The sequence below is a fragment of the Zafaria cholistanensis genome, from assembly GCF_008580665.1.
GTDB lineage: Bacteria > Actinomycetota > Actinomycetes > Actinomycetales > Micrococcaceae > Zafaria > Zafaria cholistanensis.
In genome coordinates, this window is sequence record NZ_BKDJ01000001.1 from 504,513 (window position 1) to 531,435 (window position 26,923).

Here is a 26,923-nt window from a genome sequence, read left to right on the forward strand (position 1 = left end):
CCAGCGGGACAGTCCGGCACCGCCCGGAAACGCGCGCGAGGCGCCCGCCCCGGAAGGGGCAGGCGCCTCGGCGGCGTGGTCCCGGCGTCGTATCCGGGCCTGGATCCAAGCCTGGATCCAAACCTAGATCCACATGGCGGGATCGATGTATTCGGCCGGGTCCACCGCCGGCGTGCGCTCTTCGGGCCGGCGCGGGCGGTTGCTGGCCGGGATGCCGGTGACGATCGAGCCCTCCGGAGCGTCCTTGACCACCACGGCGTTGGCGCCGATGGCGGAGTCGGCGCCGATGGTGATGGGCCCCAGGACCTTGGCCCCGGCGCCGATCACCACCCGGTCGCCGATCGTCGGATGCCGCTTCACCTTCGCGAGCGAACGTCCGCCAAGGGTGACGCCGTGATAGATCATGACGTCGTCGCCGATCTCCGCCGTCTCGCCGATCACCACGCCCATACCGTGGTCGATGAAGAAGCGGCGCCCGATCGTTGCCCCGGGGTGGATTTCGATGCCTGTCAGGAAGCGCGCGAACTGGGAGAGCAGGCGCGCCGGAAGGCGCAGCCGGGGGTTCCGCCACAACCTGTGGGTCAGCCGGTGCATCCAGATCGCGTGCAGCCCGGAGTAGGCCAGGAAGTTCTCCACGTTGCCGCGGGCCGCGGGATCGTGGGCGCGGGCGCCGTTGAGGTCCTCCATGAGTCGTGACAGGAAATTCACACCTAATGCCTTTACTGGTTGCCGGCGGGATCGAGCCGTCCCGGTCCGGGCGGCGGCTGCGCCCGGGGACTAGCCGCGGATGTCGTCGTAGAGGAGCGTGGAGATGTAGCGTTCCCCGAAGTCGGGGACCACTGCGACGATCAGTTTACCGGCGTTCTCCGGACGGGCGGCCAACTGCAGGGCGCCCCACACCGCGGCCCCGGAGGAGATGCCGCCCAGGATGCCCTCCTCGGTGCCCAGCGCGCGGGCGGTGGCCACCGAGTCTTCGACGGAGGCGTCCAGGACCTCGTCGTAGACCTCGGTGTCCAGGACCTCGGGGATGAAGTTGGCGCCCAGGCCCTGGATCTTGTGCGGTCCGGGGCTGCCGCCGTTGAGGATGGGGGAGTCCTTCGGCTCCACGGCCACCACCTGCAGGCCCGGCTTGAGCTCCTTGAGCAGGCGGCCCGCGCCGGTGATGGTGCCGCCGGTGCCGACCCCGGCGACAAAGATGTCGACCTCGCCGTCGGTGTCCTCCCAGACCTCACGCCCGGTGGTCTCGCGGTGGACCGCGGGGTTGGCCGCGTTGGCGAACTGCTGGGCCCAGATGGAGTTGTCCGTGGTGGCCACGATCTCCTTGGCCTTTTCCACCGCCCCGCGCATGCCCTCGGAGCCCGGGGTCAGCACGATCTCCGCACCGTAGGCGCGCAGCATGACCCGCCGCTCGGTGGACATGGTCTCCGGCATGGTCAGGATGACCTTGTAGCCGCGGGCCGCGCCCACCATGGCCAGCGCGATGCCGGTGTTGCCGGAGGTGCCCTCGACGATGGTGCCGCCCGGCTTCAGGGCGCCGGACTTCTCCGCCGCGTCAATGATGGCCACGCCGATGCGGTCCTTGACGGAGTTGGCCGGGTTGTAGAACTCCAGCTTGACGGCGATTTTGGCCGGGAGGCCGTCAGAGAGCCGGTTCAGGCGCACCAGCGGGGTGCGGCCGACGAGTTCGGTGACATTGTTGTAGATCTTGCCCATGCGCGGTAAGGCCTCCAGGTTGCTGCGGAACGGATTGCTGCGGTCCAGACCGGGCTGGCACAGTTGCGCCCCAGCCTAGTCATGGGGGAACTTGAAGCTTACGGCTCCAGCCATTGGGAGTAATATTTCCGGGCCTTGGACAGCTTGGGATTGATGATGACCTGGCAGTACCCCTCCCAGGGGTGCTTGGCGTAGTAGTCCTGGTGGTAGTCCTCGGCGGCGTGGAAGCGCGGGGCCCGGACCACCTCGGTGACGATCGGGTTGCTCCAGTCCGCCTGGTGGCGCGCGATCGCGGCCCGGAAAAGGGCCTCCTGCCCCGGGTCCAGGTAGAACATCGCGGACCGGTACTGGGTGCCGACGTCGTACCCCTGGCGGTTGAGCGTGGTCGGATCGTGGGTCGCGAAAAAGATGTCGAGGATGACTTGGGGCGGTACCGTGTCCGGGTCGAAGGTGACCGCCACCGCCTCGGCGTGCCCGGTGGTCCCGCTGCACACTTCATGGTAGGTGGGGTTGGCCGTGTGCCCGCCGATGTATCCGGACACGACGGAGGAAACTCCGCGGGTCTTGCGGTACACCGCATCGAGGCACCAAAAACAGCCTCCGGCAAGGATGTATGTCTGCGGAGGGGCGGGCGTTGAGGGGGGCTGCGCCCCGGTTGATTCGGTCACGAAGTATTAAAGGCGCCCGGAGGCCGAAAGATTCCCGCAGGCCGGCTCCGCGTCAAGTTGGCCCCAGGGTTCCCGCCGTAGCCGGGGCGCCCACTACGGTAGAGGCATGCAGAACGACGCAGAGCACGCCGGGCCGAAGGCCCCGGCCGCCGGGGGCCCCGAGGAGGCAGCCGCCGGCACCGTAAACACCGGCACCGTGGACACCGGAGGTGCGGAGGTGGGCGGCGCGGACCTGTCCGGCGCCGGCGCGACCGACACAGCCGCCGCCGATACGGCCGCCACCGACGCTGGCGCCACGGAAACCGGCGAACCGGAAGCGGCGGAGACCGCGCCCGCGGCCCATCCGACGCTGGGGGAGGTGCTGCTGGCCATCGAGGAACTCTGGCCCGCGTCACTCGCCGAGGAGTGGGACGCGGTCGGTCCGGTGGTGGGGCGCCCGGAGCGCGAGGTCAAGCGCATCGTCTTCGCTGTTGACCCCACCCTTGAGGTCATTGCCGACGCCGTCGCCCGCGGCACGGACCTGCTGATCACCCACCACCCGCTGCTGCTGCGCCCGGTGAGCAGCGTCGCCGCCGGAACGTTCAAGGGCGAGGCGATCCACCACCTCATCGAATCCAACTGCGCCCTGGTCACCGTGCACACCAACGGGGACGCCGCCGTCGGGGGCGTCTCCGACGTGATGGCGGATATCTTTGGCCTGAGCGAAGCCGTTCCGCTGTCCGCGTCCCCGGCCGGACTGCCCGAGGAAGGCATCGGCCGGGTCGGCTACCTGGCCGAACCGACCACCCTGGGCGATTTTGCCGCCCGCGTCTTCGGGGCCCTGCCCGCGGTCGCCGGCGGGGTCCGGGTGGCCGGCGACCGCCAGGGCCTGGTGCGCAAGATCGCTGTCTGCGGTGGCTCCGGCGACAGCCTGCTGCCGCAGGTCCGCGCCGCCGAGGCCGATGTCTACGTCACCGCCGACCTGCGCCACCACCCGGCGTCGGAGGCGCGCGAGGGCGCCGTCAACGGGCGCCCCTACCTGATCGACATCTCCCACTTCGCCAGCGAATGGCTCTGGCTGCCCGCCGCCGCCGAGGCGCTGGGCAACGTCCTGCGCGACCAGGACTTCGCCGTCGAGATCGCCGTCAGCGGGATCAACACCGATCCCTGGGACTTCGTCCTGACCCCCGGCGCCTGACCCCCGGCGCCTGACCGATCCGCGCAGGCCCCCATCCACGCAGGCCCCATCCCCGCAGGCGGCGTTTACGCCCGCCGCACCCGACCCTGGAGGAGACACCATGGCCAAGGCACCACAAAGCGAACAGCACCGCCTGCTTGACCTGCAGGCACTGGATTCGCGGCTGGTCAAGCTGGGCCGGCGGGCCGCGGCGCTCGCCGCGGACCCCGAGGTGGCCGCGGCCAGGGCAGCCCATGCCGAGGCCGCCGCCGCGCAGGCCGCGGTGGAGGCCGAGCTTGCCGTGGTGCGCAAGGACCTGGCCGCCCAGGAACAGGAGGTCGAAGGGGTGCAGGCACGCATCGACAGGGACCAGAAGCGCCTGGACGCCGGCACGGGGACGTCCAAGGACCTGATGGGACTGCAGCACGAGCTGCAGACGCTGGGCAAGCGCAAGGCCGACCTCGAGGACGCCGAGCTGGAGCTCATGGAAACCCTCGAAGAGGTGGCGGGCCGGCTGGAGGCCGCAGCCGCGGCCGCCGGGGAGGCCGCGGCGCAACTGTCCAGGCTGGAGGCTGGACGGGATGCCGAGCTGTCGGCGGTCGAGGCCGAACGCGCCGAAGTTTCCGGCCAGCGGGGCGCCCTGGCGGGGACGTTCGAGCCCACGCTGCTGGCCCTGTATGAGAAGACGCTGGCCCAGCGCGGCATTGGCGCCGCCCGCCTCTTCCACGGGGTCTCCGAGGGCTCGGGGATCGCCCTCAGCCCGGGAGACCTGGCCGAGATCAAGGCGGCGGCCGAGGACGCGGTGGTGTTCTGCCCGGATTCGGGCTGCATCCTGGTCCGTTCCGCGGAGTGGGGTTCCTGAGCTCCGCAAGCTGGCAGCAGCCCGCCCCGCAGCACCCCGCCCGGCAGCAGCCTGCCCCGCAGCGCCGCCCGGCAGGGCATTCCGGGTTCGGCGGTTCCTAGGAGGGTTGCCGCGGGGACGGCCACCGGGGGGACGGCCACCGCGGAAGGGCGGTGGCGCGCAGCGGTGGCTGCGCCGCTCTGAACCACCCCAGTTCGGCCAGCCGGTGTTCGACGGCGATCCGCACGGCCCGGCGTCCGGCCCGGCTCAGGTGGGCGCGGTCGTGGGACAGGCCCGGGGGCTTGTTGCCCAGTTTCTGTTCCCGGCGGTCCTCGGCGGTGGGATGCACGCCGGCCAGTTCCCAGATCTCGTCCCCCGCCACGAGCCCGTGCAGGTCCAGGTAGCGGCTGCCATAGCGTGCCTGCAGCTCCTCGTTGACCTGCAGGATGCCCTTGCGGACGGGGGAGGACCGGGGCGTGCCGGTGTTGGGGAAGTGGCCCCACACCAGCACGCGGGTCCCGGACGAGGCCAGCCAGTCGTGGGCCTCGCCGGTCCACTCCACGATCCGGGCCGGGTCGTGGGTGCCCGGGTGGCCCCGGGTGAGGTTGTTTTTGCCGATGTTCAGGTGCCCGATGCCGATACGCGCCGCCGTCTCGGTGGCCGGGATGAAGGGCGTGCCGTCCGGAACTTCCCGGGCCGGGCCGGGCAGCGTGCGCAGGAAAAGGTATCCCGGCTGGCGGCCGGGGTCCTTGGCCAGGCGGCCGGGAATCCCGGCCAGGGTGCCCCAGGCATCGAAGGCGGCGGGGGCGCGGGCGCTCATGGACCCGGTGGTCAGGAGAACGGCGCCGCGGGACGGCACCAGGCCGGCATCCATGCGGGCGGGCCGGGAGCCCAGCCGGGCCAGGATCTGCTCGGCCGTCTGTCCGCCGGCCCCGCCGTCGAGGTAGGCCCACCCGTGGCCGGCCGCCAGGGACTCCAGTTCCGCGGCCATGGCGGCCATCGTCGAGGATCCCCAGCCGGCCATCGCGGTGGGGATGGTGGGGCCACCGTCCACGACGGGGTGCGCTCCCGGAGGTCCTCCGGCAGCGCCCGGGGAACGGGCCCGCAGCGCGGCAAGGGTGGCCGGGGAATCGGCCGCCAGCAGCGGTGCGGCTGCCAGCAGCCGCAACGCGTCCCGGCGGCGCAGCGGAAGACCCGGCACGGGTCGCTGCCGTGAAAACGCCACTGTCCCTCCTCACCCCCAAGCGCCGAACACGGGCCGGGCCCATGGCGAACCAGGGCCGGCGTGCCGCAGGGGAACGGTGCCGCGCGGGGCCGGACGGATGGTCCCGCAGGACCACTGTATTCCCGCAGCGATCCCGCACAGAAGGGTTCGCCTCAGCGCCGGTACAACCTCCCCAGCCGGCGCCTGACCCTGCGCGCCAGGCCCGGCCGCAGCCGCCGCAGGGGCACGCGGCGCAGGCGGCCCAGGAAGGAGGGGTCCAGGGGGCCGCCGGAGGCGCCCAGCGCCGTCGTCGTCCCCCCGCGGCCGTCGACCCCGACCACCAGGACCTTGCCGGCGGGCAGGGTGAAGATGCCGCCCGCGCAGCTCAGGGTCACCGCGACCTCGTACCGGCCCGGCGGCAGGCCTGAGACATCCACGCCTTGGCGCTTCCAGGTCCCGAAGCGCGCGCACGCGTAGTTTCCCAGTCCATCCCCGAAACTGTCCGCGGGGCCGTTGGTGCCGCTGCACACTAGGGGCCGTGCATGCAGTTCCCCGTTTCCGCGCAGCACCAGGTAATACGTGCCGGTGTTCCGTTCCGGCATCTGCACCCCGCGCACCGCGAAGTCCCCGTCCATGTGCACCAGCGGGCCGCGGGCCCAGCTCTTGCGCAGCCGGAATATGGCCTCCTTGGGTGCGGGACCGGCCACGGAGCGGATGTCCAGCGTGGCACGGCCGCCGTCGGCCCGGAAGCGGATAAGCCGTCCGCCGTGCTGGGACTCGCTGTGGAGCGCAAGGTCGGACCGCAGCGGCACCTCCACCGGTTCCCCGGGACTCCCGGGACCCGCGGCCGGCTCTCCGTGGCCGGGAAGGGCCAGGCGCAGCAGGACCTCGTAGGTGCCGCCGGGCAGGCCGGACAGGTCCAGGCCCGCCTTCCGGGGGGAGGTGAATCCGCCCTTGCGGTAGTTGCACGCCGCGTCCCGGTAGTGCCGGAAGGTGATTGCGGTGTCCCCGGCGGTCTCCAGCGCGAACTCCCGCCGCCCGCCGCTGCCGGCCAGGACCAGGCGGGCGTCCAGGTCCGCCGGGCGGTCCACCTCATGGCCGCGCAGGAAGCCGGTCCCGGCGGGGAAGAACAGCGGCCCCGCGAGCCGGGCCGAGGACAGGGCCGCCACGGCTTCGCGGGAGCTCCGCTGCCGGTGCAGGATCTCCTCGCGCAGCCGCGGATCCTGCGGGTTGCCGTTGCGGACCCGGCCGAAGCGGGGGGCGATGTTGTCCGCCACGGCGTACAGGACGGACAGGACCAGCGGCAGGTTGTACCGGATGGTGCTGGCGTGGTCACGGACCAGGTCCGAGTCCGTCTCCACGTAGTTGAAGTTCGGGTACTTGCCGAACATCTCCAGGGCCGGGGCGACCTGGACCTCGTGGAACTGGTCCTGGGGGGAGCTGAACAGGTAGATGTTCTTGTCCGTGCCGGTGTCCGCGGCCACCGCATCGGGGATCAGCGCGTCCAGCGCCCGCTGCTCGCGGTCCCCGCCGTTGCCGCTGAGCCGGCCGAAGATCTTGGGCCGGATGGTTCGGGTGTGCGTGCCCAGGTAGATCTGCGGGGCGCTGGCGACGATGTTGCGGAAGTTGTACTTGATGCCGAAGTACAGCGCGGCGAACCCGCCCTTGGAAATCCCGGCCAGGGTGCACTGGTCGCGGGTCAGTCCCAGCCGTTCCAGTTCGGCGTCGATCAGCCCGATCACCGCGTGCTCGATGGACGGATCCATACCCCGGCGCACGTAGTACGCGTAGTGGCCCCCAAACTTGTCCTTCATCCACAGCCAGTGGGCCTGGCTGTCCGCGGAGGAGCGGCCGTCGAAATCGTAGGAGTCGATCGGCTTCAGGCCGGTGAACATCACAATCAGGTGGCGGCGGTCCAGCTTTCCGGCCCGCCGCTTGTATTCGACCCTCACTCCGTCGCGGACGTACTCCAGATCCTGCCCGGGCATCTTCGCCTCCTTGATTGGTTGGTGCTCGGCTGGTTGGTTCCCGGCTGGTTGGTGCCCGGCGGGTTGGTGCCCGGCCCGTGGGGGCCGGGCGCGGGGCTAGCCGTCCAGCACGATGTTGAGCCGGTGCGCCGTGCGGGCCGTCCCCGGAACCAGCTCCGCGGTCCACTTCTCCTGCGCCGCGGCCAGCAGCTCCCCGGGCGTGCCCGGTTCCCCGCCCCCGCGCACCAGCAGGTGGCGGGCCAGCTCGCCGCGGGTGTGCTTGGCGAAGTGGGACACCACCTTGCGCACCCCGCCGCGGACCTGGAAGACGTTCACCGAGACCGTGCGGGCAGGGTCCGGGGCAAAGGCCGCCGCATACGTGCTGGAGCGGCAGTCGACCACCAGGTGCCCGGCTGCGCGCTCGCCGAGCGGAGCCGCCAGGCGCGGCTTCCACCACGACGCCAGCTTGCCCAGCCCCGGCAGCGCCACCGACATCGACAGCCGGTAGGCCGGGATCCGGTCGGCGAAGCCGACGGCGCCCCACAGCGCCGACACGACGACGATGGAGGCCCGGGCCCTCTGCTGCTGGGCGGCGGCCAGACCGTGGTAACCGAGGGCCTCGTAGAGGACCCCGGTGTAGACGTCGTGGGCGGGCGCGGACGGCTCGGCGCGCAGGGTGCGGTTGTGTGCCACCTCCGCCGCCAGGGATTGCCCCACCCCCAGCACGACGTGCGCGTCCGGGCCGGCGGAGGCTTCGGCCAGGGCCGCCAGCACCAGGGAGCGGTCCGCGGCGAGGTCGGGGAAGGAGAGCCCGTGGTACTCGAACGGCTCGCCGGCGGCCGCGGCACGTTTGCCCTCTGAGGGCGGAAGCAGAATCAGCACGCCCAAGATCCTATCGGCGCGCGGGCCCCCGCGGCGTCCCATCCGCGGCCCGGCGGCGTGCCGGTGAACGGCATGCGAAATCCGGGCGACGGGCCGCCGTCCGGCCACGGAACGGACCGTGTACCGGGTCCTTGGGCGGGTGCGGCGGCAGGTAGACTTGAAGGCGGATGGGTCGGCTGGACGGCCGCGTGCCGCTTCGGCGGCCCGAGGAACGTCCGGGCTCCACAGAACAGGGTGGTGGGTAACGCCCACTCGGGGTAACCCGCAGGACAGTGCCACAGAAAACAGACCGCCTGCCGCATGCGGCAGGTAAGGGTGAAACGGCGGTGTAAGAGACCACCAGCGGCCCAGGCGACTGGGCCGGCTAGGTAAACCCCACCCGGAGCAAGGTCAGACAGGCCGCGCCACGAGGGCTGTTCGCCCCAGCGGCCGGGTAGACCGCTTGAGGCCAGCGGCAACGCTGGTCCTAGATGGATGGCCGTCACCCGCGTCCGGGAAACCGGGCCCGGGAACAAAACCCGGCGTACAGGCCGGCCCATCCCACGCACCGAGCCCCTCAGTGACGCTCACGCCCCTTAGTGACGCAGATCATGGTCGGGTGTGACCCGGAAGTCGCGGCGCCCCCTAGAATGGAACGAGGGTTCCGCCCCGGGGCGACGATTTGCATGCCCCGACAAACCGTCTCTAGCAATGGTGCTTTCGCGGTGCCAACCGGCCTGAGGATCTGGGCCGGGTGAATTGGAAGGATACTAAGTGACCCAGCAGTCTGCCGCCGCTCTTGAGAAATGGAGCGAGCGCGAAGCACTCGCCGAGGCCATGATTCCGCTGATCGGGCGGCTCTACCGCAACAACAATGTGGTGACCTCCATCTATGGGCGGAAGCTGATCAACCAGTCGGCAATCGACATCCTCAAGGCCCACCGCATTGCCCGCCGCATTGACGAGGCCGAGCTGCCGCTTGAGGAGAGCTACCCGCTCCTCGTGGCCCTTGACGAACTGAACCTGGGCGCCGTCTCGGTGGACCTGGCCCGCCTGGCCAAGAAGTTCCGCGAGTCCGGTTCCGGTTCCCTGAAGGACTTCCTGACCGCCGAGTTCGGCGACAAGGTGGGCGCCGCCGGCGCCGCCGACGCCGAGCCTGCCGACGTCGTCCTCTACGGCTTCGGCCGCATCGGCCGCCTGCTGGCCCGCATCCTCATCGAGCGCGGCGGCTACGGCCTGCGCCTGCGCGCCATCGTCGTCCGCAAGGGTGCCGAGAACGACCTGGTCAAGCGTGCTTCGCTGCTGCGCCGCGACTCCGTGCACGGCCCGTTCGAGGGCACCATCACGGTCGACGAGGAGAACAACACCATCCTCGCCAACGGCACCCTGATCCAGGTCATCTACTCGAACGACCCGGCCAGCATCGACTACACCGCCTACGGCATCGACAAGGCGATCGTCGTGGATAACACCGGCCGCTGGCGCGACCGCGAGGGCCTGTCCCAGCACCTGCAGTCCAAGGGCGTCTCCCGCGTCCTGCTGACCGCACCGGGCAAGGGCGACCTGAAGAACATTGTCCACGGCGTCAACGACAAGGACATCACGGCCGAGGACGCCATTGTCTCCGCCGCCTCCTGCACCACCAACGCCATTACCCCGGTGCTGAAGGCGCTGAACGACAAGTTCGGCGTCGAGCACGGGCACGTCGAGACGGTCCACTCGTTCACCAACGACCAGAACCTGATCGACAACTTCCACAAGGGCGACCGCCGCGGCCGCTCCGCCGTGCTGAACATGGTCATCACCGAGACCGGCGCCGCCAAGGCCGTCGCCAAGGCCCTGCCGGAGTTCGCGGGCAAGCTCACGGGCAACGCCATCCGCGTCCCCACCCCGGACGTCTCCATGGCCATCCTGAACCTGAACCTGTCCACGGAAGCCACCAAGGACGAGATCAACGAGTACCTGCGCGAGGCGTCCCTGACGTCGGACCTGCACAAGCAGATCGACTACACCGCCTCCCCGGAGGTCGTCTCCACGGACTTCGTCGGTTCCCGCCGCGCGGGCATCGTCGACGGCCTGGCGACCATCGCCAGCGGCAAGCACGCCGTCGTCTACGTCTGGTACGACAACGAGTTCGGCTACTCCTGCCAGGTGGTCCGGGTCATCGAGACCATGGCCGGCACCCACGCGAAGGCCTTCCCCGCGGTCGCCGCGGCCGAAAAGGCCACCGCGAACGCCTGAGGCACCCCGCAGCAGCACGACGGCGGCGCCGGACCTTCCGCAGCGAAGGTCCGGCGCCGCCGTCGTGCTGTCCCCGGAGCGCGTGCTGTCCCCGGGGCGGGCGCTAGTGGCCGAAGGGGTCCGGATCCACGCCCGGCATCCAGCTGTTCCCCGGAACGCCCCATTCCAGCGACTTCTTGGCCTTCTTCCAGCGCCGGGCCCACTTGTCATTGAGCTTGTCGACGTAGAGGAGTCCGTCCAGGTGGTCGTACTCGTGCTGCATGACGCGGGCAAACCAGCCGGTGGCCTCGAAGTCCACCGGGTTCCCGTCCGCGTCGAAGCCCTGCACGCGCGCGTACTCGGCGCGCTTGAGCGGGAAGGACAGGCCCGGGGCGGAGAGGCAGCCCTCCACCTCGTCGTCCGGATCCGGGTTGGCCTGGGAGACCTTGGACAGGGTCAGCTTCGGGTTCACCAGGACCCCGCGCGGGGGAGCGCCGTCCTCGTTGGCGAACTCGTAGGTGAAGATCCGCAGCCCAACCCCGATCTGCGGGGCGGCCAGGCCCACGCCGTTGGCCCTGTCCATGGTCTCGTACATGTCCTTGACGAGGTCGCGCAGTTCGTCATTGAACTCGGTGACCTCCAGGGCGCGGCGGTGCAGCGCCTCCTCGCCGTAGATCACGATGGGACGGACGGCCATGGGTTCCTCCTGGGTGCCGTGGCGGACGGGACAGGCGCTTCGGCCCGCGCGGGGCCGGAAACTGAAAAGCCGCCCCGGACGAGTCCGGGGCGGCTTGCTTCGGGGTGAGTAACGGGGATTGAACCCGCGACCTTCTGGACCACAACCAGACGCTCTGCCGACTGAGCTATACCCACCATTGCACCTTGCGGTGCGGTGTCCCCTGGGCCGGTTTTCCAACCGCCCCGTCCGGGCAACGGATACAAGCTTACACGCATTTTCCGGCGCCCGCGCCACTTTGGCCCCTTTTGTCCAAAGTGTGTCCTGAATCACTGGTTCCGGGTTGCGGGCGCCGGGAATTGAGCGGTGCCGCGTGCGGGGGAGGCGTGCCCGCCGGTGCGGCCTTTCGCCCCCGGGACGCCGGGTGCTAGGCCTGGCGGGCCGCGGTGATGGTCCGGGAGATCGCCTGCGCCTGCTTGCTGTCCGGACCGGGGGCCGGCACCATCACGGCGCTGCGGTAGTAGCGCAGCTCATCGATGGAGTCGCGGATGTCGCCGAGCGCGCGGTGGCCGCCGGTCTTTGCCGGAGCCTGGTAGTACGCCTTCTGGTACCACCGGCGGGAGAGTTCCTTGATGGTGGAGACGTCGATGATCCGGTAGTGCAGGTGGTCAATCACCCCGGGCATGTCGCGGGCCAGGAAGTTGCGGTCGGTGCCCACGGAATTGCCCGCCAGCGGCGCCCTGCCCGGCTCCGGGACCCAGGTGCGGATGTATTCGAGGACTTTCTCGGTGGCGGTGTCCAGGTCGACGCCGGCGTCGAGCTCGGCCAGCAGCCCCGAATCGGTGTGCATCTGGCGGACGAAGTCGTCCATTTGCTCCAGCGCGGCAGGGTCGGGCTTGATGACGACGTCGACTCCGTCGCCGAGGATGTTCAGTTCCTGGTCGGTGACCAGCACGGCGACTTCGATCAGGGCATCGGCCGTGAGGCTCAACCCGGTCATTTCGCAGTCGATCCAGACGATGTTGTCAGCAGAATTAGGCACCGGCCCAATCTACCGGACGCGGCTGCGCCGGAGCGGCTCGTCCGGGACCGGCCGTGCCGGACCGGGGTCCCTGCCGCTGAGTGCCCAGAGCAGGCCGAAGACGACGACGGCGGTGGCGGCCACCGCGACGGCGGCAACCGGGCGTACCCCCAGCCGCGGGGCGGACAGTCCCACCAGCAGCGCGATGAACAAACCCCAGCCGAGCATGCCTCCCTGGCGCTGGACGGCCCTGCGGCGGCGTGCTGCCCGTCGTCCCACTGCGGTGTTCCCCTTTCCCATCCGTGCCGCCCGGCGCGGCACTTTCGCCCTCCACCCTAGGGGGGCTGTGCGGTGTGGGCCGCAAAAATGCCGGATGCTACGATCGGGTGAGGTTTTTTGCGCCCCGCCGCGGCCGGAAGCGGCGGCACGGGCGCGCCCCAATCACAGCAAACGCAAGGAACAGGGCCGGACAGGATGAAGGTGGCGGAGGCGGGAACGGGTGCCGTGCGCGCACGGGTGGCGGGAACGCCGGCGCTGGTGCAGGGGTTCATCGGATCCGTTCTGGTCCTGCTGGGTTCCTTCGGCGTGGGCTGGCTGGCGCTGGTGTCACCGCTCAACCGCGCCGACCCGCTGATCCTGCTGCGCACCGAGACCTGGGGCGTCGTCGCCTCGACCGTGGTGCTCACGGTCGGCTGCTGGGTGATGTTCCGCGCCTGGCTGCGCCTGGGGCAGCTGCTTTCCGGCTGGCCGGAGGGCTCGCTGGCCGTGGTCCGCCGGGCCTGCTGGCTGTGGGGGGCCCCGCTGCTGGTGTCCCTGCCGATCTTCAGCCGCGACGTGTTCGCCTATATCGGCCAGGGCCGGCTGGTCGCGGCCGGGCAGGACCCGTACGTCTCCGGGATCTCCACGCTGTCCAACTGGTTCCAGCTGGGGACCGACGTGACCTGGGCCGAATCAGAAACCCCCTACGGCCCGCTCTACCTGAGCATCGAATTCCTGGTCAGCCACCTGGTGGGCACCTCGGCGGATTTGGCGATCTTCGCGTTCCGGCTGGTCTCCGCGGGCGGCGTCGTGCTCTGCGCCGTCTACATCCCCAAGCTCGCCGGGCTGCACGGGATCTCCGGGGCCAAGGCCACCTGGATCACCGTCGCCAACCCGCTGTTCCTGATCAGCTTCATCGCCAGCGCGCACAACGACGCCGTGATGGTCGGCCTGGCCCTGGCCGGCACCTACTACGCGGCCACCCGCCGCGGCATCCTGGGCGTCGTGCTGGTCACGGCCTCGGTGGGCGTGAAACCGATCACCCTGGTGCTGCTGCCGTTCATCGGTCTGCTCTGGGCCGGGCCCGGAGCGGCCTGGGGGCGCAAGGTCCTGTACTGGGCCTACACGGCCGGCCTGTGCCTGGGCATAATGGCGCTGATCGGGTGGATGAACGGCTACGGGTTCGGCTGGCTGTCCGTGATGCTCGGCACCGGTTCGGGCACCGTGTTCTTCGCCCCGCTCGGCATGCTCACCACCTTCTTCCAGGGCGCCCTGGGGGCGCTGGGGCTGTCCACCGACTGGATCCTCCCGACGCTGAAGACTGTCGGGCGGCTCGCCTCGGTGGCCGTGGCCGCCATCCTGATCTTCAAGGGCGGCCACAGCCACCTGGTCCAGCGCATGGCGCTGGCGTTCTCCGCCCTGGTGGTGCTCTCGCCCATCATCCAGCCCTGGTACATCCTGTGGATGCTGCCCTTCTTCGCCGCCACGGGCATCCGCGACGACTGGCAGATTGTCTGGGTGTACTTCACGGTCGCGTTCTTCATTGCCTTCGGCGCCGCGGACCAGATCTTCATCTGGCAGTTCCTCGACGCCCTGGACCCCTGGGTAAAGCACCTCTCCACCGGCATCTCCTGGACGGCCATGGCCTATCTGGCCTTCCTGGACCCCAAAACAAAGCACCTTTTCCGGGGGTTCCTCCCGGCCCGGCGCCGCGCGGTGGAGGCGGGCCGCTAGATGGCGGCCACCCTCCGCCGGACCTTCGCTTCCCTGGGCCAGCGGCTCGAGTCGCTGCCGGCGCTGCGGCGCCTGGCCGGCGGGGACGAACCCCAAACCGGCCTCGTCCTGGCGCAGGGGCTGGCCGCCTCCGTGATGATCCTCGTCGGCTCCTGGGGGGTGGGCTGGCTGGCTTCCTCCCAGCAGTCCATCTTCGCCCGGACCGTGTTCCTGAACCCGCTGCGGGTGGAGCCGGCGGGCGTCATCGCCTGCACGCTGCTGCTGGCCTTCGGGTCCATGCTGCTCTGCCGCTCCTGGCTCAGGCTGGGCCGGCGCGGCAGCTGGGGGCCGGGCGCCCTGCCCACCGTGCGGCGGGCGGTGCTGCTGTGGGGTGCGCCGCTGCTGTTCGGCTTCCCGATCTTCAGCCGCGACGTCTACTCCTACATCGGCCAGGGCCGGCTGCTCCATGCCGGTCTGAGCCCGTACGAGAACTGGATCTCGCAGCTGCCGGGATGGTTCGCGGAAGGCTCGGACAGCCTGTGGGCCGAGTCCCCGTCCCCGTACGGGCCGCTGTTCCTGCTCGGCGCCCGGGCCGTGTACTTCGTCACCGGCGGAGTGCCGGAGGCCGGGGTGCTGCTGTTCCGGCTGTTCGCCGCCGCCGGGGTGCTGCTGTGCCTGCGGGTGGTGCCGCAGCTGGCCGCCCGGCTCGGATCGGAGCCCGCCTGGGCGCTGTGGATCTCGGTGGCGAACCCGCTGTTCCTGCTGAGCATGGTGGCCGGAGTCCACAACGACGCCGTGATGCTCGGGGTCCTGCTCTGGGCGTTCCTGCTGGTGTTCCGCGGCCGCCGGCTGGCCGGCGTGCTGGCCGCCTCGGTGGCGATCGCCGTCAAGCCGATCGTGGTGCTGGCGCTGCCGTTCCTGGCGCTGGCGATGCTCCCGCGCGAGGCGGGGCTGGGCCGGCGCCTCAAGGCCTGGACGTTCACCGCGGTGGTCGCGGGCGGGGCGCTGGGGCTCTTCGGCTGGGCCTCCGGACTGTGGTTCGGCTGGATCAAGGCGATGGCCACCGCCGGATCCGCGGCCTTCCCCTACGCCCCGGTAGGGCTGCTCGGCCTGGGTATCGGCTGGGTCGGATCGCTGGGCGGGGGAGACCTGTTCGACATCGCCGAGGTCGTGTATGCCCTGTTCAAGGCTGCGGCGCTGGGGCTGACCGCCTGGCTGGCGCTGCGCCGCCGGCCGGGTCCTCCGGTACTGGCCTGTGCCTACGCGCTGACCGCCGCCGTTGTGCTGGCCCCGATCATCCAGCCGTGGTACCTGCTGTGGCTGGCGCCGCTGTATGCGGCCAGCCGCGTGTACGACGGCGCCTGGGCGCGTTTCTGGTACCTCCTCACCCTGGGGCTGGTCCTGGTGGGCGTGGTGGACCAGCTCAGCGTCGCCCAGTGGATCGACCTGACCGTGGTGCGCCTGATCGCCGCCGCCGCCGGCCTGGCCTACCTTGCGTACATCGTGTTCGTTGACCCCGAGACGGCAACCATGTTCGGCTCCGGCCGCTTCGCCCGGCGTTTTGCCGGGCTAACCGACGGACAGGACCCGGGCCCCGAGGGCCCCCCTCCCCAGACCCCACCCCCCAGAAACAAGAGAAACAGGACCCCTGCGTGACCGGACCCTTGAAGACCCTGCTGACCGCCCGGGAACCGAACCGGAAGGTGGTGCTGCTGCTCCTGGCCGCCACCGCCGCCGCGGCCGTGGCCGCCGTGCTGACCAAGCAGTGGTGCCGCATCAACGGCTGGGCGGACGCCACCGGGGTGCACACCCACATGTGCTATTCCGACTTCTCCCAGCTGTTCGGCACCCGGGGCCTGGCGGACCGGCTCTTCCCGTTCTATACCGGGCTGCCGGCCGAGCAGGCCCTCGAATACCCCGCGCTGCTGGCCGTCGTCGCCGGCGTTACCGCCTTCCTGGTCCCCGGGATCGGGTTCAGCCCCGAACGCCAGCTCCTCTACTTCGACCTGAATTCCCTGGGGTCCTTCCTCTGCTGGGCGGTGGTCGTGGTGGCCGTGGCCTGCGCGGCGCGGCGCCGCAGCCGCGACGCGCTCATGGTGGCCGTGGCCCCGGGCATCATCCTTACCAGCACGCTGAACTGGGACCTTTGGGCGGTCATGTTCGCCACGCTGGGCCTGCTGGCCTTCTCCCGGAAGCAGGTGGTGCCCGCCGGGGTGCTGCTGGGCCTGGGGGCCGCGGCCAAGCTGTACCCGTTCTTCCTCTTCGGCGCCCTGCTGGTGCTGTGCTGGCGCGCCGGCCGCATGCGCGAGTTCTGGAAGGCGCTGGCTGCCGCGGCGGCGGCGTGGCTGGTGGTGAACGTCCCGTTCATGCTCACCGCGTTCGAGGAGTGGTCCCGCTTCTACACCTTCTCCTCTGAGCGGGAGGTCAGCTTCTCCTCGATGTGGCTGGCCTTCACCTGGACGGGCCTGGACGGCAAGGACTTCTCGATGCTCGCCAACGGGCTGTTCGGGCTGCTGTGCCTGGGCATCGCCTACCTGGGGCTGAGCGCCGAGCGGCGCCCGCGCCTGGGGCAGCTGGCATTCCTGGTTGTGGCCGCCTTCATTTTGACCAACAAGGTGTACTCCCCGCAGTTCGTGATGTGGCTGATCCCGCTGTACGTGCTGGCCAGGCCGCGCTGGCGCGAATTCCTGCTGTGGCAGGCGGTGGAGGCCTACCACTGGGCCGCGGTGTGGCTGATGAGCGCGAAGATCGTCAGCGGCGGCGGCTTCGGTGGCGGCTCGGTGCTGGTCGAGGTCCTCTACGGCACCGGCATTGCCGCCCACATGGCGATGGTCGTATGGATTTGCGTGCGGATCATCGGGGACATCCGCCACCCCGGGCGCGACGTCGTGCGCGCCGACGGAACCGACGATCCGCTGGCCGGCCCGCTGGAGGACCTGCCGGACCGGTTCGTGCTCAAGGCCGGCGCGCGCTAGCTATCCCCGGCCGGCGCCCGGGGCGGGCCCTCCAGGGTCCGTCCCGCGGACCGGCCTGGCCCCGCCGCCCCCAGGCGCCTGCTCCCGGAGGGCGGCCCCGGAACGCTCAGTCGTAGGGCAGGTAGTCCGCGCACACCGGGCTGACGGGGATGTCGCGGCGCAGGACCCAGATGCCGTGGTCGTCCTCGGTGACCACCCGGAAGCCCAGCGCCCGGGCACGGTCCAGGGCCTGCTGCGGGGTCAGCGGATCCCAGCCGCCCAGTTCGGCGGCATTGAAGTCGATGACCATCCAGGAGGAGAGTTCGTCGCCGATGTCCCCGTGCAGGCCCACGTAGGTCCGCGACACCAGGTGCGGCACGGCGGTGTCGGCCGCCTCCACGCAGACCCCGTTCGGGACCAGGGCCACGGCCCGCTGCTGCGCCGCCGCGACCTCCGGCATGGCCCAGTTCTGCCCGGTCAGGGTCCGTCCCAGCGGGAAGACCGCATGGATGGACAGGGTGCACACCAGGGTCAGCGCCAGCAGGTAAACCGGGAACCCGGCGGCCAGCCGCGTCCGACCCGTGCGCCGGATGATCCGGGCGAGCACCGCCACGGCGGACATCATCAGGATCGGCGCCAGGATGCCGTCGTACTGGTAGACCGGCGCCCACACGTTGAGGCGGTCGTTGAACAGGCGGCTGAGCAGGATCGGGGCGGCCATAATGACGTACGGCGAGCCCAGGGGCAGCAGGGCCAGCGGCACGAAGCTCATCAGCCACAGCAGCAGCTTCAACTCGTGGTTGAACAGCAGGCTTACGGTCCGCAGCGGGTGGGCCAGCATGTACTTGATGGCCGAGGGGGCGTCCGGGCCCAGCGCCGTGAACTGCCAGTAGGACATCGCCTCGGCGGGAGCGAAGTATGGGACAACAAAGGAGGTCACCACCACGTATCCGGCCAGGCCGGCGGCGGCGAGCCCCCCCGCCTTGGCCCACTGCCGGTGGATGGCCATCACGATGGCGATCGCCACGATCGTGATGCCCATGTCCTCGCGCACCAGCAGCAGGACCAGGGACAGCCCCGAGGCAAGCCAGTAGCGGCCGCGGTCCATGGCCCAGATCACCCACGCGATGACCGGAACCCCGAAGGCGATCTCGTGGAAGTCCCAGTTGACGAAGTTCTGGAACGGCCACCAGAACAGCAGTGCCGCGCTGAAGAGCAGGGCCGGACGGTGGCCGAGGCGCCGGAGGGTGAACAGGTACATCGGGATGGCCGAAGACACCAGCAGCGCGATCAGCGCGACGTTGAGCATGCGCGGGTCCGGCCAGATCCAGTACAGCGGCGCCAGGACCGCCAGGATCGGGTGGAAGTGGTCCCCGAGCAGGTGGAAGTCCACCCCCTTGACCGGCACGATCGGGGCCTTGAACAGCGCGTACTGCCGCACCGCCTGGTCGAAGATGCCCAGGTCATAGCCCTTGGCCTCGAAGTTGCGGAACCGCAGCAGCGAATGGGCCAGGTACAGCACGGCGGCGGCGGCCATCACTGCGGCCAGCTGCAGCCTGTGGGCGCGCCGCGGCGTGTGGGCGCGGGGCATCGGGGCGTCGGTGGTGGGGCGGGGCATGGTGACCAGCTTAGTGGGATCGCGGCGCGGCTGCCGGGGCGGGCACCGCCCCGGCACGGGGCCGGAAATCACGCGGCGCCGGCACCCGCCGCCCGAATCTGGGGGACGGGTGCCGGCGCCGCGTGCCGGTGGGACTGTTTGCCGGCGGGCCTGTCTGCCGGGGGAACTGTCTGCCGGGGGATGCGGGGACAGGGATCCCTCACCGGCCGCTCCCCGCGCAGGGTCCTACTTGACGGCGGTGAGCCCGGTGCGCGCCATGGCGTCGGCGTAGGCGCGGTACATCTCCTCCAGGTTCGCCTGCTGGCGCTCGGGAGCTCCGGCGAAGGCGCGGCCGTCCAGGGACTTGACCTTGTAGGTCTTGAAGCCGCGGCGCCACAACAGGGGGTTCTCGGTCTTGAGCATCTGCTCGGACAGGCGGTGCGCCTCGGTACCGTGCGCAATCAGCACGGAGGCACGCGGGACCACCTTGAGCATGCGCAGCAGCGGCTTCAGCCCGGCGGTGATCGCCGACGGCTCAAACTTGCCGTTGGCCTCCCCGGGGGTGTGCCAGGGGTGTACGTTCCACGGCATGATGTACTCCGGGCGCAGCCCCAGCTGCCACTGCATGCCCAGCATGCGGGTTGCGGCCTCGGCGTTGCCGGGAGTGATGAACCCGGACTCGTCAGCGGTGCCGATGTTGGAGAACAGGCAGATGATGCGGGCCTCGTCGACATTGTGGATCGGATCCACGTAGGAGACGCGCTTGCCGGGGCGGAGCATTGCGGTCTCGTCCAGAAGGCGGTTCACGGGGGCGATTCGGTCGGCGTAGCGCAGATCCTCGGCCTGCGCGGCTCCGGTGTTGTCGGCGGTTTCTTCGTGGACGTCGTGTTCCGGGGCAAGCGCGGTCATGAAGGCGTGGGTCTCCTGGTGCTGCTGTGGGCGCGCGGCGGCGGCCTGGCGGATCTGGGGAGCACCGTGGACCGTTCCTGATCCGCACGATGCTCATTGATATTACCGGTCCGTTTCCCTCAAGTTTCACACGAAGTTCACTTTTCCGGCGGTGATTATGTTCACCGTTTCTTCTACCCGGCGTGTCCTGCGGCGTGTCCCGCTTCAAGGCCCCTCGGGGCCCGGGGCGCCCCCGCCGAATTCCCCGCCGGAACGGGGCAGGCCATAGGCTCGGTGGATGACCCGTTCCGCCCCCGCATCCTCCGCCCGCCGGCCGGAGGGCCCGCCCGCCGCCCTGCTCGCCGTCCTGGCCTGCGCCATGGGTGTCGGCCCCCTGCTCAACTACGGCATATCCGCCGCCGGGGCCCTGCTGGTATCCCATCTCGGCATTGCCGACGCGCAACTGGGCCTGGCGGCGGCCGTCGTGTTCGCCGCCGCGGCCGTGTCCTCCCGGGCGCTGGGACGGCTCAGCGACCGGGTGTCGGTGCGGGCGCAACTGGTGCTGATTTTCGGCGGGACGGCGGTGGCGCTGGCCGTGGCCTCCTTCGCCGACGCGTTCTGGGTGCTCCTGCTGGCTGCGGCGCTTGCTGGCCTGGCCCAGGCGGTCTCCAACCCGACCACCAACAAGGTGATCACCCAAGTCGTTCCGTCCGCGAGGCGGGCCGGCTGGGTGGGAGTGAAACAGTCCGGCGTGCAGGCGAGCCAACTGTTCGCGGGCCTGTACTTCCCGGCGGTGTCGCTGTGGCTGGGCTGGCGCGGGGCCGCGCTCGGAGCCGCCGCCCTGGCGCTGGTCCTGCTCGCGTTCAGCCTCCAGCAGCTCCCGCCAGAACTGCGTGTTCCACCCGGCCCCGCAGCCAGCCCCGACGCCGGCCCCCACCCGGCCCCTGCGGGGGCAGAGGATGCGCCGGAGCCCGCGGCCGATGCCGCCCCCGCACGGGGACGCCAGGCGGTGTGGCTCCTGACGGCCGTCATGTTCCTGGTGGGCCTGGGCACCCAGGCGACCAACGTGTACCTGCCGCTCTACGCGGTGCGCGAGCTCGGGTTCCCGCTGCTGCTCGGCGGCGTGGCGGCAGGCCTGGCCGGCGTCATCGGCGTGGCCAGCCGCATCGCCTGGGGCCGCCGGATGGCGGCCGGAGCCACGGCCTCCGCACTGCTGGTGGCCATCACGCTCGGCTCCCTGTTGGCCGTGGCCTGCCTGTTCACCGCCGGAGAATTTGCAGCCGCCGGGCTGTTGTGGGCCGGCGTCGCACTGCACGGGGCCACCACTTTGGGTGCCAGCGTGGTGTCCTACGCGGCGGTGATGGCGCTGGTGCCGCACGGGCGCATGGGGGCCGCCACCGGCACCGTGTCCATGGGGATGTACGCGGGCTACGCCGGCGGTCCGTTGGCCATGGGCCTGCTGGTGGGGGCGACCGGGACCTTTGCCGCCGGCTGGATCGCCGTCGCCGCCGCCTACGTGGTGGCTGCCGGCGCGGCGCTGCTGCTGGGCCGGACGGCGCGCGCGGGGAACCGCGCGGCGTCCCGGTCCTCCGGCCGCGCGGCGGCCGGCCGCTAGCTGCGGGCCGTCCCCCCGGGAAAAGCCCGGGAGGAGCCGCCGCCGGGCTGAGGCCGGGGCCGAAGCCGGCGGCGCGCGGAAGCGGACCGGCCGGACCGGGTCGCTGTTCCGGGATTGGTAATGTGGCAGGGTCCGCACCACCCGCCGTCGTACGCATGAGGAGTTCCGCCGTGGGCACACACTGGGACAGGCTGGACGAAAGCCTCCGCGCCGGGGTGGATGCCAGCGTCGCCGAGTACGCGCGTGTCCGCCCTGCCCTCGAAACGGTTACGGCCGAGCTGCAGGAGCGGATCGCCGAGGTGTTCTCCGGCACCGAGGTGTCTCCGCTGTTCGTGGTCTCCCGCACCAAGACCGTGGACTCCTTCCGCGAGAAGGCCTCCCGCCTGCTCCGCACGGACGGGCCGGACGCGGAGCCGGCACTCGAGTTCCCCCACCCGCTGCGCGACCTGCACGACCTGGTGGGCGTCCGCGTAATCGTGGCCCTGCCGCACGAGATCCGCGAGGCCGCGAACCTGATCAAGCGCCGCCGCGGCGAGTTCGACTGCCGCGAGGACCGCGAGAAGGACATCGGCTCGGTCGAATCGGGAACCTACGGCTACTCCAGCCGCCACCTGATCCTGCGCACCCGCGGCAACGAGGTGGTGCGCGGCTACCAGGCGCACCTGGGCTCCGGCGTGAAGGCCACCGGCAACTACCTCTTCGAAGTGCAGATCCGCACCATCCTGGCGCACGCCTGGAGCGAGATCGAGCACGACATCCGTTTCAAGAACGTCGATCCGCGCGCCTGGAGCCCGTACATCGACCGCCAGTTCACCGCCACGGCAGCCATGCTCGAGGCCGTCGAATCGACCTTCTCCGACCTCTTCGACCGGTACCGGGCCGTCACCGGCTACTGGGACCCGGAGGGTGGGGGAAAGGTCCCCCTGACACCGGAGCGGATCAGCGAGGTCTGGCAGATGCTCCTGCCGCACGTGGACCGGAAGTCCGATGACGACTGGGGTTGGGCCTCCGAACTGCTGGCCGCCCACGGGCTGTCCACCACCACCGACCTGGCCGGGCTGCTGGAGGCGGGCGTGATCACGCAGGTGCGCCAGGCCCTGGCCCACCGGTACTCCCCGGGCCCGGACCGGCTGCTCGATGACGTGCTGCTGTGGCGCTTTGGTCCCCGGCACATCGAACTGACCGCGGGAGGGGACCGCCAACGCCGCGAGAGCCTCCAGCGCCGGTTACGGCAGATGGACGCCTACCGGGGGCAGCAAGCGTAGGAGGGGCCGCTCCCGCGGGGAGCGCGGCTACCGGACGGTGGAGGACGCCGCGGCGGTGGCCCGGAGGGCTCCTCCCCAGCGCTGGGCGTAGGCCTCGGCCGTGCCGTCCCCGGTGTAGGTGGAATCCAGCTGGTAAAGGCCCGGCGCCGGGGTGGTGGCGCCGAGTTCGACGAGCACCGGCTTGAGGAAGGTGTCCGGAGCCAGGGCGTGGGCCGGCCCGGCCCCGAGCATCAGCGGCACCGCGGTCACCCCGCGCAGGCCCTCGCCGCCGGCAAACTGGTCCAGGAACAGCTTGAGCAGCCCGGTGTAAGTGGCCTTGAAGGTCGGGGAAGCGAAGACCGCCAGGTCCGCGCCGGCGACCAGGCCGACGGCCGCCTTCACGGCCTCGTCGCCCCAGCCGAGCAGGCCCGGGCCCAAGGTGGCCACGTCCACGACCCGGGGCGCTTCGGCGCCGGGATCCGCGGCGAGCAGCCCTGCCAGCCGCAGGCCTGCGTCCAGGGTGCGCGAGTTCGGCTTCGGGTTTCCGGCGACAACTACGGTCTTCATGATGCTCCTCGGTGGGATGGTCCTGTTGCTGGCTGCGGTGGCGCGGGCCGGGAAGGCCTGCCCGGGATGGAGTCCGGAGCGGAACTTGGGAGCACCGGCCCGGACATGCCCCCATGGTGCCGCAGCGGTGTTGCGGTCCGGTTACGCCACGCGCGGTGCGGGGATGCGGGGCGGCACGCCAGTGCTTTCCCGGCGGCCGCGCGGGCCCGTGGCGTAATGCGCCGGGCGGATGCGGCCGGGTAGATGCAGCGAGGCGGATGCAGCTAGGCGGATGCAGCTAGGCGGCGTCCGCCTCCAGGGTGCGGAATCGGGAACCGTGGAACACCAGGGGTTCGATGGCCCGGTCGGCGTGCAGGGCGGTGACCTCGAACAGGACCACGGTGTGGTCCCCGGCAGGGTACTCGGCGTGGATCCTGCATTCGAGGGAGACGGAGGAGTCGGCGATCAGCACGGCTCCGGCCCCGGTGGTGTGGGTGGCAACATCCGTAAAGCGGTTGGCCTTGTCCTTGGAGGCGAGCTGGCGGCACAGGCCCCCGTGCTCCTCGGCCAGGACGGAGATGCCGATGCTGCCGGCCCGGCGCAGGGCGGGCCACGTGGTGGAGGAGTTCTGGACGGCGAACATGACCAGGGGCGGCTCCATGGAGACGCCGACGGTGAAGGAGGAGGCCACCAGGACCTCCTTTATGCCGTCCACCTCGGCGGAGAGTGCGGCCACGCCGCAGGGGAAGTGCCCGAAGGTCTCGCGCAGCAGTTGCGGGTTGGGCTCGTAGGTGGTGAGGGTCGTCATGGAAGGTCCTTTCTGGCGGCGGCTGGGCCGGATGCGGGCCGGTCCTGCGGTGGCCTGTCCGCGGCGGCCATGGCGCCATCCTGCCGCCGCCACGTTGCGCCGCGATTACGCCTGTGGGGGTCCACATGTAAATCGTGCGTTGCGCCACCCGGCAAGCCGCGGCGGCCTGCTGCCACCCGGCATTGCGCCGGTGGGGAGGCGGCCCCTTCCGCGCCGGCGGAGCATAAGGGGGCACGCGGTCCGGAACCGTCCCCGCCCGGAAACCCCGCCCGGAAAACGGCCCGCCGGGGACGCGCCTGCCGCCGCGCTCCAGTAGGCTGGAGGGCCGTTCCCCGGCGCGATCCAGCCGGCGGGACCCACCCGCGCCGGACCCCGGCCCTCCCGGAAGGACCCCCATGCCCACGATCCCCGCACCCGCCGGGCGCTACGCCACCTTGCCCAAGGCCGAGCTCCACCTGCACATCGAGGGCACGCTCGAGCCGGAGGCGGCTTTCCGGATGGCCGCCCGCAACGGGGTCCGGCTGCCGTACGCGGACGTGGAGGAGCTGCGCGCCCGCTACGCGTTCACGGACCTGGTGTCCTTTTTGGACGTCTACTACGAGTGCATGGCCGCGCTGCGCACCGAAGAGGATTTCGCGGAGCTGTGCGAGACCTACCTGCGCACCGCCGTCGGGCAGGGCGTGCGGCACGTGGAGATGTTCTTCGACCCGCAGGCCCACACCTCCCGCGGGGTGCCCGTGGACACCGTGATCGACGGGTTGCTCGCCGGGTTCGCCCGCGTGGCCGCCCGGGAGGACCTGACCGGCGGACTGATCCTCTGTTTCCTGCGCGACCGCCCGGTCGCGGAGGCGGCCGAGACGCTGGAGTCGGTGCGGCACCGCGCCAGCGACCTCATCGGGGTGGGGCTGGATTCGGCGGAAGTGGGCTTCCCGCCCTCGCTTTTCGAGGGCGTTTTCGCCGCGGCCCGCGCCCTGGGGTTGCACGTGGTGGCGCATGCCGGGGAGGAAGGCCCCGTCAAGTACATCGAGCAGGCCCTTGACCTGCTGCATGTCGAACGGATCGACCACGGGGTGCGGTGCATGGAAAGCCCCGCCATGGTGGCGCGGCTGCGCGCCGAGCGGATCCCCCTCACCGTCTGCCCGCTTTCCAACCTGCGCCTGGGCGTCGTGTCCGACCTCGCCGACCACCCGCTTCCGGCCATGCTGGGCGAGGACCTGCTGGTCACCATCAACTCCGACGACCCGGCCTACTTCGGCGGCTACGTCGCGGACAACTTCGCCGCCGTCGCCGGCGCGCTGGGCCTGGACGAGGAACAGTTGGAGCTGGTGGCGCGGAACTCGATCAACGCCTCCTTCGCCCCGGCCGGGCGGAAGGCGCAGCTGCTGGCCGGGATCGACGCCTGGGCCGCCGCCCGTTCCTGACGCGGCCTGGGCGGGCCCTGCCAGGCGCCCCCGTCAGCCGGCCTGGACCACCTCGTCGACCACGCCCACCAGACGGGTGCCGATCTGCTCGTATTCGCACCGCACCCGGCCCTGGGCCACCGGTGGCAGGTCGGCGGCGGGGTGGTGGGCGCAATGGACGAAGTCGAACTCCGGCCACCACTTCTTCGGCCGGGCCGCCTCGGAGAAGCCGCAGACGGTGCAGGTCAGGTGGACCCACACCGGGCGCCTGCCCTCGCGGTTGGCCCGGGACTGAATCAGCCACGCCGGGGGATCGGCCTGCAGCGCCGCCAGCTCCGCCTCGCTCATACGGGCGGGGAGGCCGTGGCGCTTGGCCATCTCCAGCGGGATATCCAAGGCGATGGCCGCGTCGCGTCTGTTCATCATCCGATTAACACTAGGCCATGCTTCGCCCCGTTCCCGCCCCTGGGGACGGCTCAGGCGTCCACGCGCAGGACCGCAAACCGCGCATCCAGGGCGTCCGCGACGTCGTCGTGCACGGCCCCCGCGACCAGGTCCATCACCTCCGCGCTCGCCGGCAGCAGGTTGACCCTCGAGAAGAACCCGTGCATCTGCCCTGGCCAGCGGTGGAACTCGACCTCGTTTCCGGCCCGGCGCAGGCGTTCGGCGTAGTCCTCGCCCTCGTCGCGCAGCACGTCGTGTTCGGCAGTGACCACGAACGCCGGCGCCAGGCCCGCCAGGTCCGCGGCGCGCAGCGGCGAGGCCTCCGGGGCAGTGCGGTGCTGCGCGTCCGGAAGATAGTGGTCCCAGAACCACTGCATCAACTCGGCGGTCAGGAGCGTCTGGTTCTGCGGTTCCGCATAGCTGGCGCGGCTGAAATCCGCGTCGGTGACCGGGTAGATCAGGAACTGGCGGGCCAGTGCGGGGCCGCCGCGTTCCCTGCTCCGCAGCGCCATGACGGCGGCCAGGTTCCCGCCCGCGCTGTCCCCGCCGACGAACAGCGGGGCATCGGCACCCGCCAGGCGCGTGGCGTGGGCGGCCGCCCACTGGAGCGCGGTCCAGGCATCCTCCACTGCGGCCGGGAAGGGGTGCTCCGGCGCCTTGCGGTATTCGACCAGCACGACGGCGGCTCCCGACTTGTCCGCCAGTTGGCGTGCGAGGGTGTCGTAGCCCTCCAGGTCCCCGAGCACCCAGCCGCCGCCGTGCAGGTAGATGAAGACCGAATGCGGCGCGGGGAGGGGAACGTGGACGCGGATGCGGAACGTCCCGCCGTCCCACCCGGTGAGGGTGTGCTCCTCGGTGGAGCCCATCGCCGGTCCGCTGCCAAAGGCGGTGTTCATAGCGGCGGCCGCGGTGCGCGCCTCGGCGGGGGACATCCGCCACATCGGAAGGGCATCGGGGCCGGCGGCTTCGGCGCCGGCCTGAAGGAAAGCGAGGGTTGCCTGGTCAAGTGCCAATTCATTCTCCTCGTGCGTGAGAGAACTGTTGAGTGAGCTGGTGAGCGAACCGCTGTGGAGCCTGTGGTGCTTCCAGAGCCTGTAGTGCCTGCGGAGCCGGTAGTGCTTGCTGAGCC

At 71.0% G+C, this 26,923-nt stretch carries 24 protein-coding genes, 1 tRNA gene and 1 other RNA gene; 10 read left to right on the forward strand and 16 right to left on the reverse strand.

Going from position 1 to position 26,923, the window contains the following annotated elements; translation table 11 throughout:
- Positions 1–123: 123 nt before the first annotated feature.
- From epsC to msrA, 3 genes are all read right to left on the reverse strand, one after another.
- Complete coding sequence (epsC, locus tag NCCP_RS02335; protein WP_149955453.1) at positions 124–708, reverse strand: serine O-acetyltransferase EpsC; 585 nt, start codon at positions 706–708, stop codon at positions 124–126.
- A 69-nt stretch (positions 709–777) separates the two neighbouring features.
- Positions 778–1,713 (reverse strand): cysteine synthase A, encoded by a 936-nt coding sequence (gene cysK, locus NCCP_RS02340; protein ID WP_149955454.1) that lies wholly within the window; start codon positions 1,711–1,713, stop codon positions 778–780.
- Positions 1,714–1,811: 98 nt separating this feature from the next.
- Complete coding sequence (gene msrA, locus NCCP_RS02345; protein ID WP_149955455.1) at positions 1,812–2,381, reverse strand: peptide-methionine (S)-S-oxide reductase MsrA; 570 nt, start codon at positions 2,379–2,381, stop codon at positions 1,812–1,814.
- Positions 2,382–2,487: 106 nt separating this feature from the next.
- Here msrA and NCCP_RS02350 point away from each other — a divergent pair, with 106 nt between their 5' ends.
- Together NCCP_RS02350 and NCCP_RS02355 are read left to right on the forward strand one after the other, a co-directional pair.
- Positions 2,488–3,558 carry a Nif3-like dinuclear metal center hexameric protein gene (locus NCCP_RS02350; protein WP_149955456.1) on the forward strand — a complete coding sequence of 357 codons (1,071 nt, stop codon included), beginning with the start codon at positions 2,488–2,490 and terminating at the stop codon, positions 3,556–3,558.
- Between the two features lie 100 nt (positions 3,559–3,658).
- Positions 3,659–4,399 (forward strand): zinc ribbon domain-containing protein, encoded by a 741-nt coding sequence (locus NCCP_RS02355; RefSeq protein ID WP_149955457.1) that lies wholly within the window; start codon positions 3,659–3,661, stop codon positions 4,397–4,399.
- Positions 4,400–4,496: 97 nt separating this feature from the next.
- On the opposite strand, the gene NCCP_RS02360 is transcribed toward NCCP_RS02355, so the two are convergent.
- The 3 genes from NCCP_RS02360 to NCCP_RS02370 all read right to left on the reverse strand — a co-directional run bounded on the left by NCCP_RS02360 (position 4,497) and on the right by NCCP_RS02370 (position 8,431).
- Positions 4,497–5,603, reverse strand: a complete 1,107-nt coding sequence (locus tag NCCP_RS02360) for a hypothetical protein (protein ID WP_149955458.1) — start codon at positions 5,601–5,603, stop codon at positions 4,497–4,499.
- Between the two features lie 152 nt (positions 5,604–5,755).
- On the reverse strand, positions 5,756–7,570 hold the full coding sequence (locus NCCP_RS02365) for an accessory Sec system protein Asp2 (RefSeq protein WP_149955459.1): 1,815 nt from the start codon (positions 7,568–7,570) through the stop codon (positions 5,756–5,758).
- Between the two features lie 96 nt (positions 7,571–7,666).
- Positions 7,667–8,431 carry a YaaA family protein gene (locus tag NCCP_RS02370; RefSeq protein ID WP_172627260.1) on the reverse strand — a complete coding sequence of 255 codons (765 nt, stop codon included), beginning with the start codon at positions 8,429–8,431 and terminating at the stop codon, positions 7,667–7,669.
- Positions 8,432–8,599: 168 nt separating this feature from the next.
- Here NCCP_RS02370 and rnpB point away from each other — a divergent pair.
- Both rnpB and NCCP_RS02380 read left to right on the forward strand, forming a co-directional pair.
- Positions 8,600–8,973, forward strand: an RNA gene (rnpB, locus tag NCCP_RS02375) — RNase P RNA component class A.
- A 211-nt stretch (positions 8,974–9,184) separates the two neighbouring features.
- Complete coding sequence (locus NCCP_RS02380; RefSeq protein ID WP_149955461.1) at positions 9,185–10,651, forward strand: glyceraldehyde-3-phosphate dehydrogenase; 1,467 nt, start codon at positions 9,185–9,187, stop codon at positions 10,649–10,651.
- 103 nt (positions 10,652–10,754) lie between these two features.
- Here the strand turns inward: NCCP_RS02380 and def are convergent, their stop codons facing one another.
- From def to NCCP_RS02400, 4 genes are all read right to left on the reverse strand, one after another.
- The gene (def, locus tag NCCP_RS02385; RefSeq protein WP_149955462.1) at positions 10,755–11,327 is read right to left on the reverse strand and encodes a peptide deformylase; all 573 of its coding nucleotides are present in this window, start codon (positions 11,325–11,327) and stop codon (positions 10,755–10,757) included.
- Between the two features lie 103 nt (positions 11,328–11,430).
- Positions 11,431–11,503, reverse strand: a tRNA-His gene (locus tag NCCP_RS02390).
- 230 nt (positions 11,504–11,733) lie between these two features.
- Positions 11,734–12,348, reverse strand: a complete 615-nt coding sequence (gene orn, locus NCCP_RS02395; protein ID WP_149955463.1) for an oligoribonuclease — start codon at positions 12,346–12,348, stop codon at positions 11,734–11,736.
- Positions 12,349–12,357: 9 nt separating this feature from the next.
- Complete coding sequence (locus tag NCCP_RS02400; RefSeq protein WP_149955464.1) at positions 12,358–12,606, reverse strand: hypothetical protein; 249 nt, start codon at positions 12,604–12,606, stop codon at positions 12,358–12,360.
- A 195-nt stretch (positions 12,607–12,801) separates the two neighbouring features.
- Here NCCP_RS02400 and mptB (NCCP_RS02405) point away from each other — a divergent pair, with 195 nt between their 5' ends.
- Genes mptB (NCCP_RS02405) through NCCP_RS02415 form a run of 3 tightly spaced genes read left to right on the forward strand, consistent with a single transcriptional unit; the run spans position 12,802 to position 17,273 of the window.
- Entirely contained in the window at positions 12,802–14,319 is a 1,518-nt protein-coding gene (gene mptB, locus NCCP_RS02405) for a polyprenol phosphomannose-dependent alpha 1,6 mannosyltransferase MptB (protein ID WP_149955465.1), read from the forward strand.
- The gene (gene mptB / locus NCCP_RS02410; RefSeq protein WP_149955466.1) at positions 14,320–15,954 is read left to right on the forward strand and encodes a polyprenol phosphomannose-dependent alpha 1,6 mannosyltransferase MptB; all 1,635 of its coding nucleotides are present in this window, start codon (positions 14,320–14,322) and stop codon (positions 15,952–15,954) included.
- Entirely contained in the window at positions 15,951–17,273 is a 1,323-nt protein-coding gene (locus NCCP_RS02415) for a glycosyltransferase family 87 protein (protein ID WP_149955467.1), read from the forward strand. The genes mptB (NCCP_RS02410) and NCCP_RS02415 overlap by 4 nt, the downstream gene beginning before the upstream one ends.
- A gap of 106 nt (positions 17,274–17,379) precedes the next feature.
- Here the strand turns inward: NCCP_RS02415 and NCCP_RS02420 are convergent, their stop codons facing one another.
- Positions 17,380–18,870, reverse strand: a complete 1,491-nt coding sequence (locus NCCP_RS02420; protein ID WP_225873625.1) for a DUF2079 domain-containing protein — start codon at positions 18,868–18,870, stop codon at positions 17,380–17,382.
- Between the two features lie 225 nt (positions 18,871–19,095).
- Positions 19,096–19,758, reverse strand: coding sequence for a uracil-DNA glycosylase family protein (locus NCCP_RS02425; protein WP_149955468.1), 663 nt, complete (start codon positions 19,756–19,758; stop codon positions 19,096–19,098).
- A gap of 277 nt (positions 19,759–20,035) precedes the next feature.
- Here NCCP_RS02425 and NCCP_RS02430 point away from each other — a divergent pair, with 277 nt between their 5' ends.
- Together NCCP_RS02430 and NCCP_RS02435 are read left to right on the forward strand one after the other, a co-directional pair.
- Entirely contained in the window at positions 20,036–21,352 is a 1,317-nt protein-coding gene (locus NCCP_RS02430; RefSeq protein ID WP_149955469.1) for an MFS transporter, read from the forward strand.
- A gap of 170 nt (positions 21,353–21,522) precedes the next feature.
- A complete protein-coding gene (locus tag NCCP_RS02435) occupies positions 21,523–22,617 on the forward strand; it encodes a GTP pyrophosphokinase (protein ID WP_149955470.1) in 1,095 nt (364 codons plus the stop codon).
- Positions 22,618–22,644: 27 nt separating this feature from the next.
- Here the strand turns inward: NCCP_RS02435 and NCCP_RS02440 are convergent, their stop codons facing one another.
- Both NCCP_RS02440 and NCCP_RS02445 read right to left on the reverse strand, forming a co-directional pair.
- Entirely contained in the window at positions 22,645–23,163 is a 519-nt protein-coding gene (locus tag NCCP_RS02440; protein WP_149955471.1) for an NADPH-dependent FMN reductase, read from the reverse strand.
- 277 nt (positions 23,164–23,440) lie between these two features.
- Positions 23,441–23,950: a flavin reductase family protein gene (locus NCCP_RS02445; protein WP_149955472.1), complete on the reverse strand. Its 510-nt coding sequence runs from the start codon at positions 23,948–23,950 to the stop codon at positions 23,441–23,443.
- Between the two features lie 395 nt (positions 23,951–24,345).
- Here NCCP_RS02445 and NCCP_RS02450 point away from each other — a divergent pair, with 395 nt between their 5' ends.
- The gene (locus NCCP_RS02450) at positions 24,346–25,371 is read left to right on the forward strand and encodes an adenosine deaminase (RefSeq protein WP_149955473.1); all 1,026 of its coding nucleotides are present in this window, start codon (positions 24,346–24,348) and stop codon (positions 25,369–25,371) included.
- Between the two features lie 33 nt (positions 25,372–25,404).
- Here NCCP_RS02450 and NCCP_RS02455 read toward each other — a convergent pair whose 3' ends face one another.
- Positions 25,405–25,776 (reverse strand): hypothetical protein, encoded by a 372-nt coding sequence (locus NCCP_RS02455; RefSeq protein ID WP_149955474.1) that lies wholly within the window; start codon positions 25,774–25,776, stop codon positions 25,405–25,407.
- Between the two features lie 50 nt (positions 25,777–25,826).
- Positions 25,827–26,807 carry an alpha/beta hydrolase gene (locus NCCP_RS02460; RefSeq protein ID WP_149955475.1) on the reverse strand — a complete coding sequence of 327 codons (981 nt, stop codon included), beginning with the start codon at positions 26,805–26,807 and terminating at the stop codon, positions 25,827–25,829.
- Positions 26,808–26,923 lie beyond the last annotated feature (116 nt).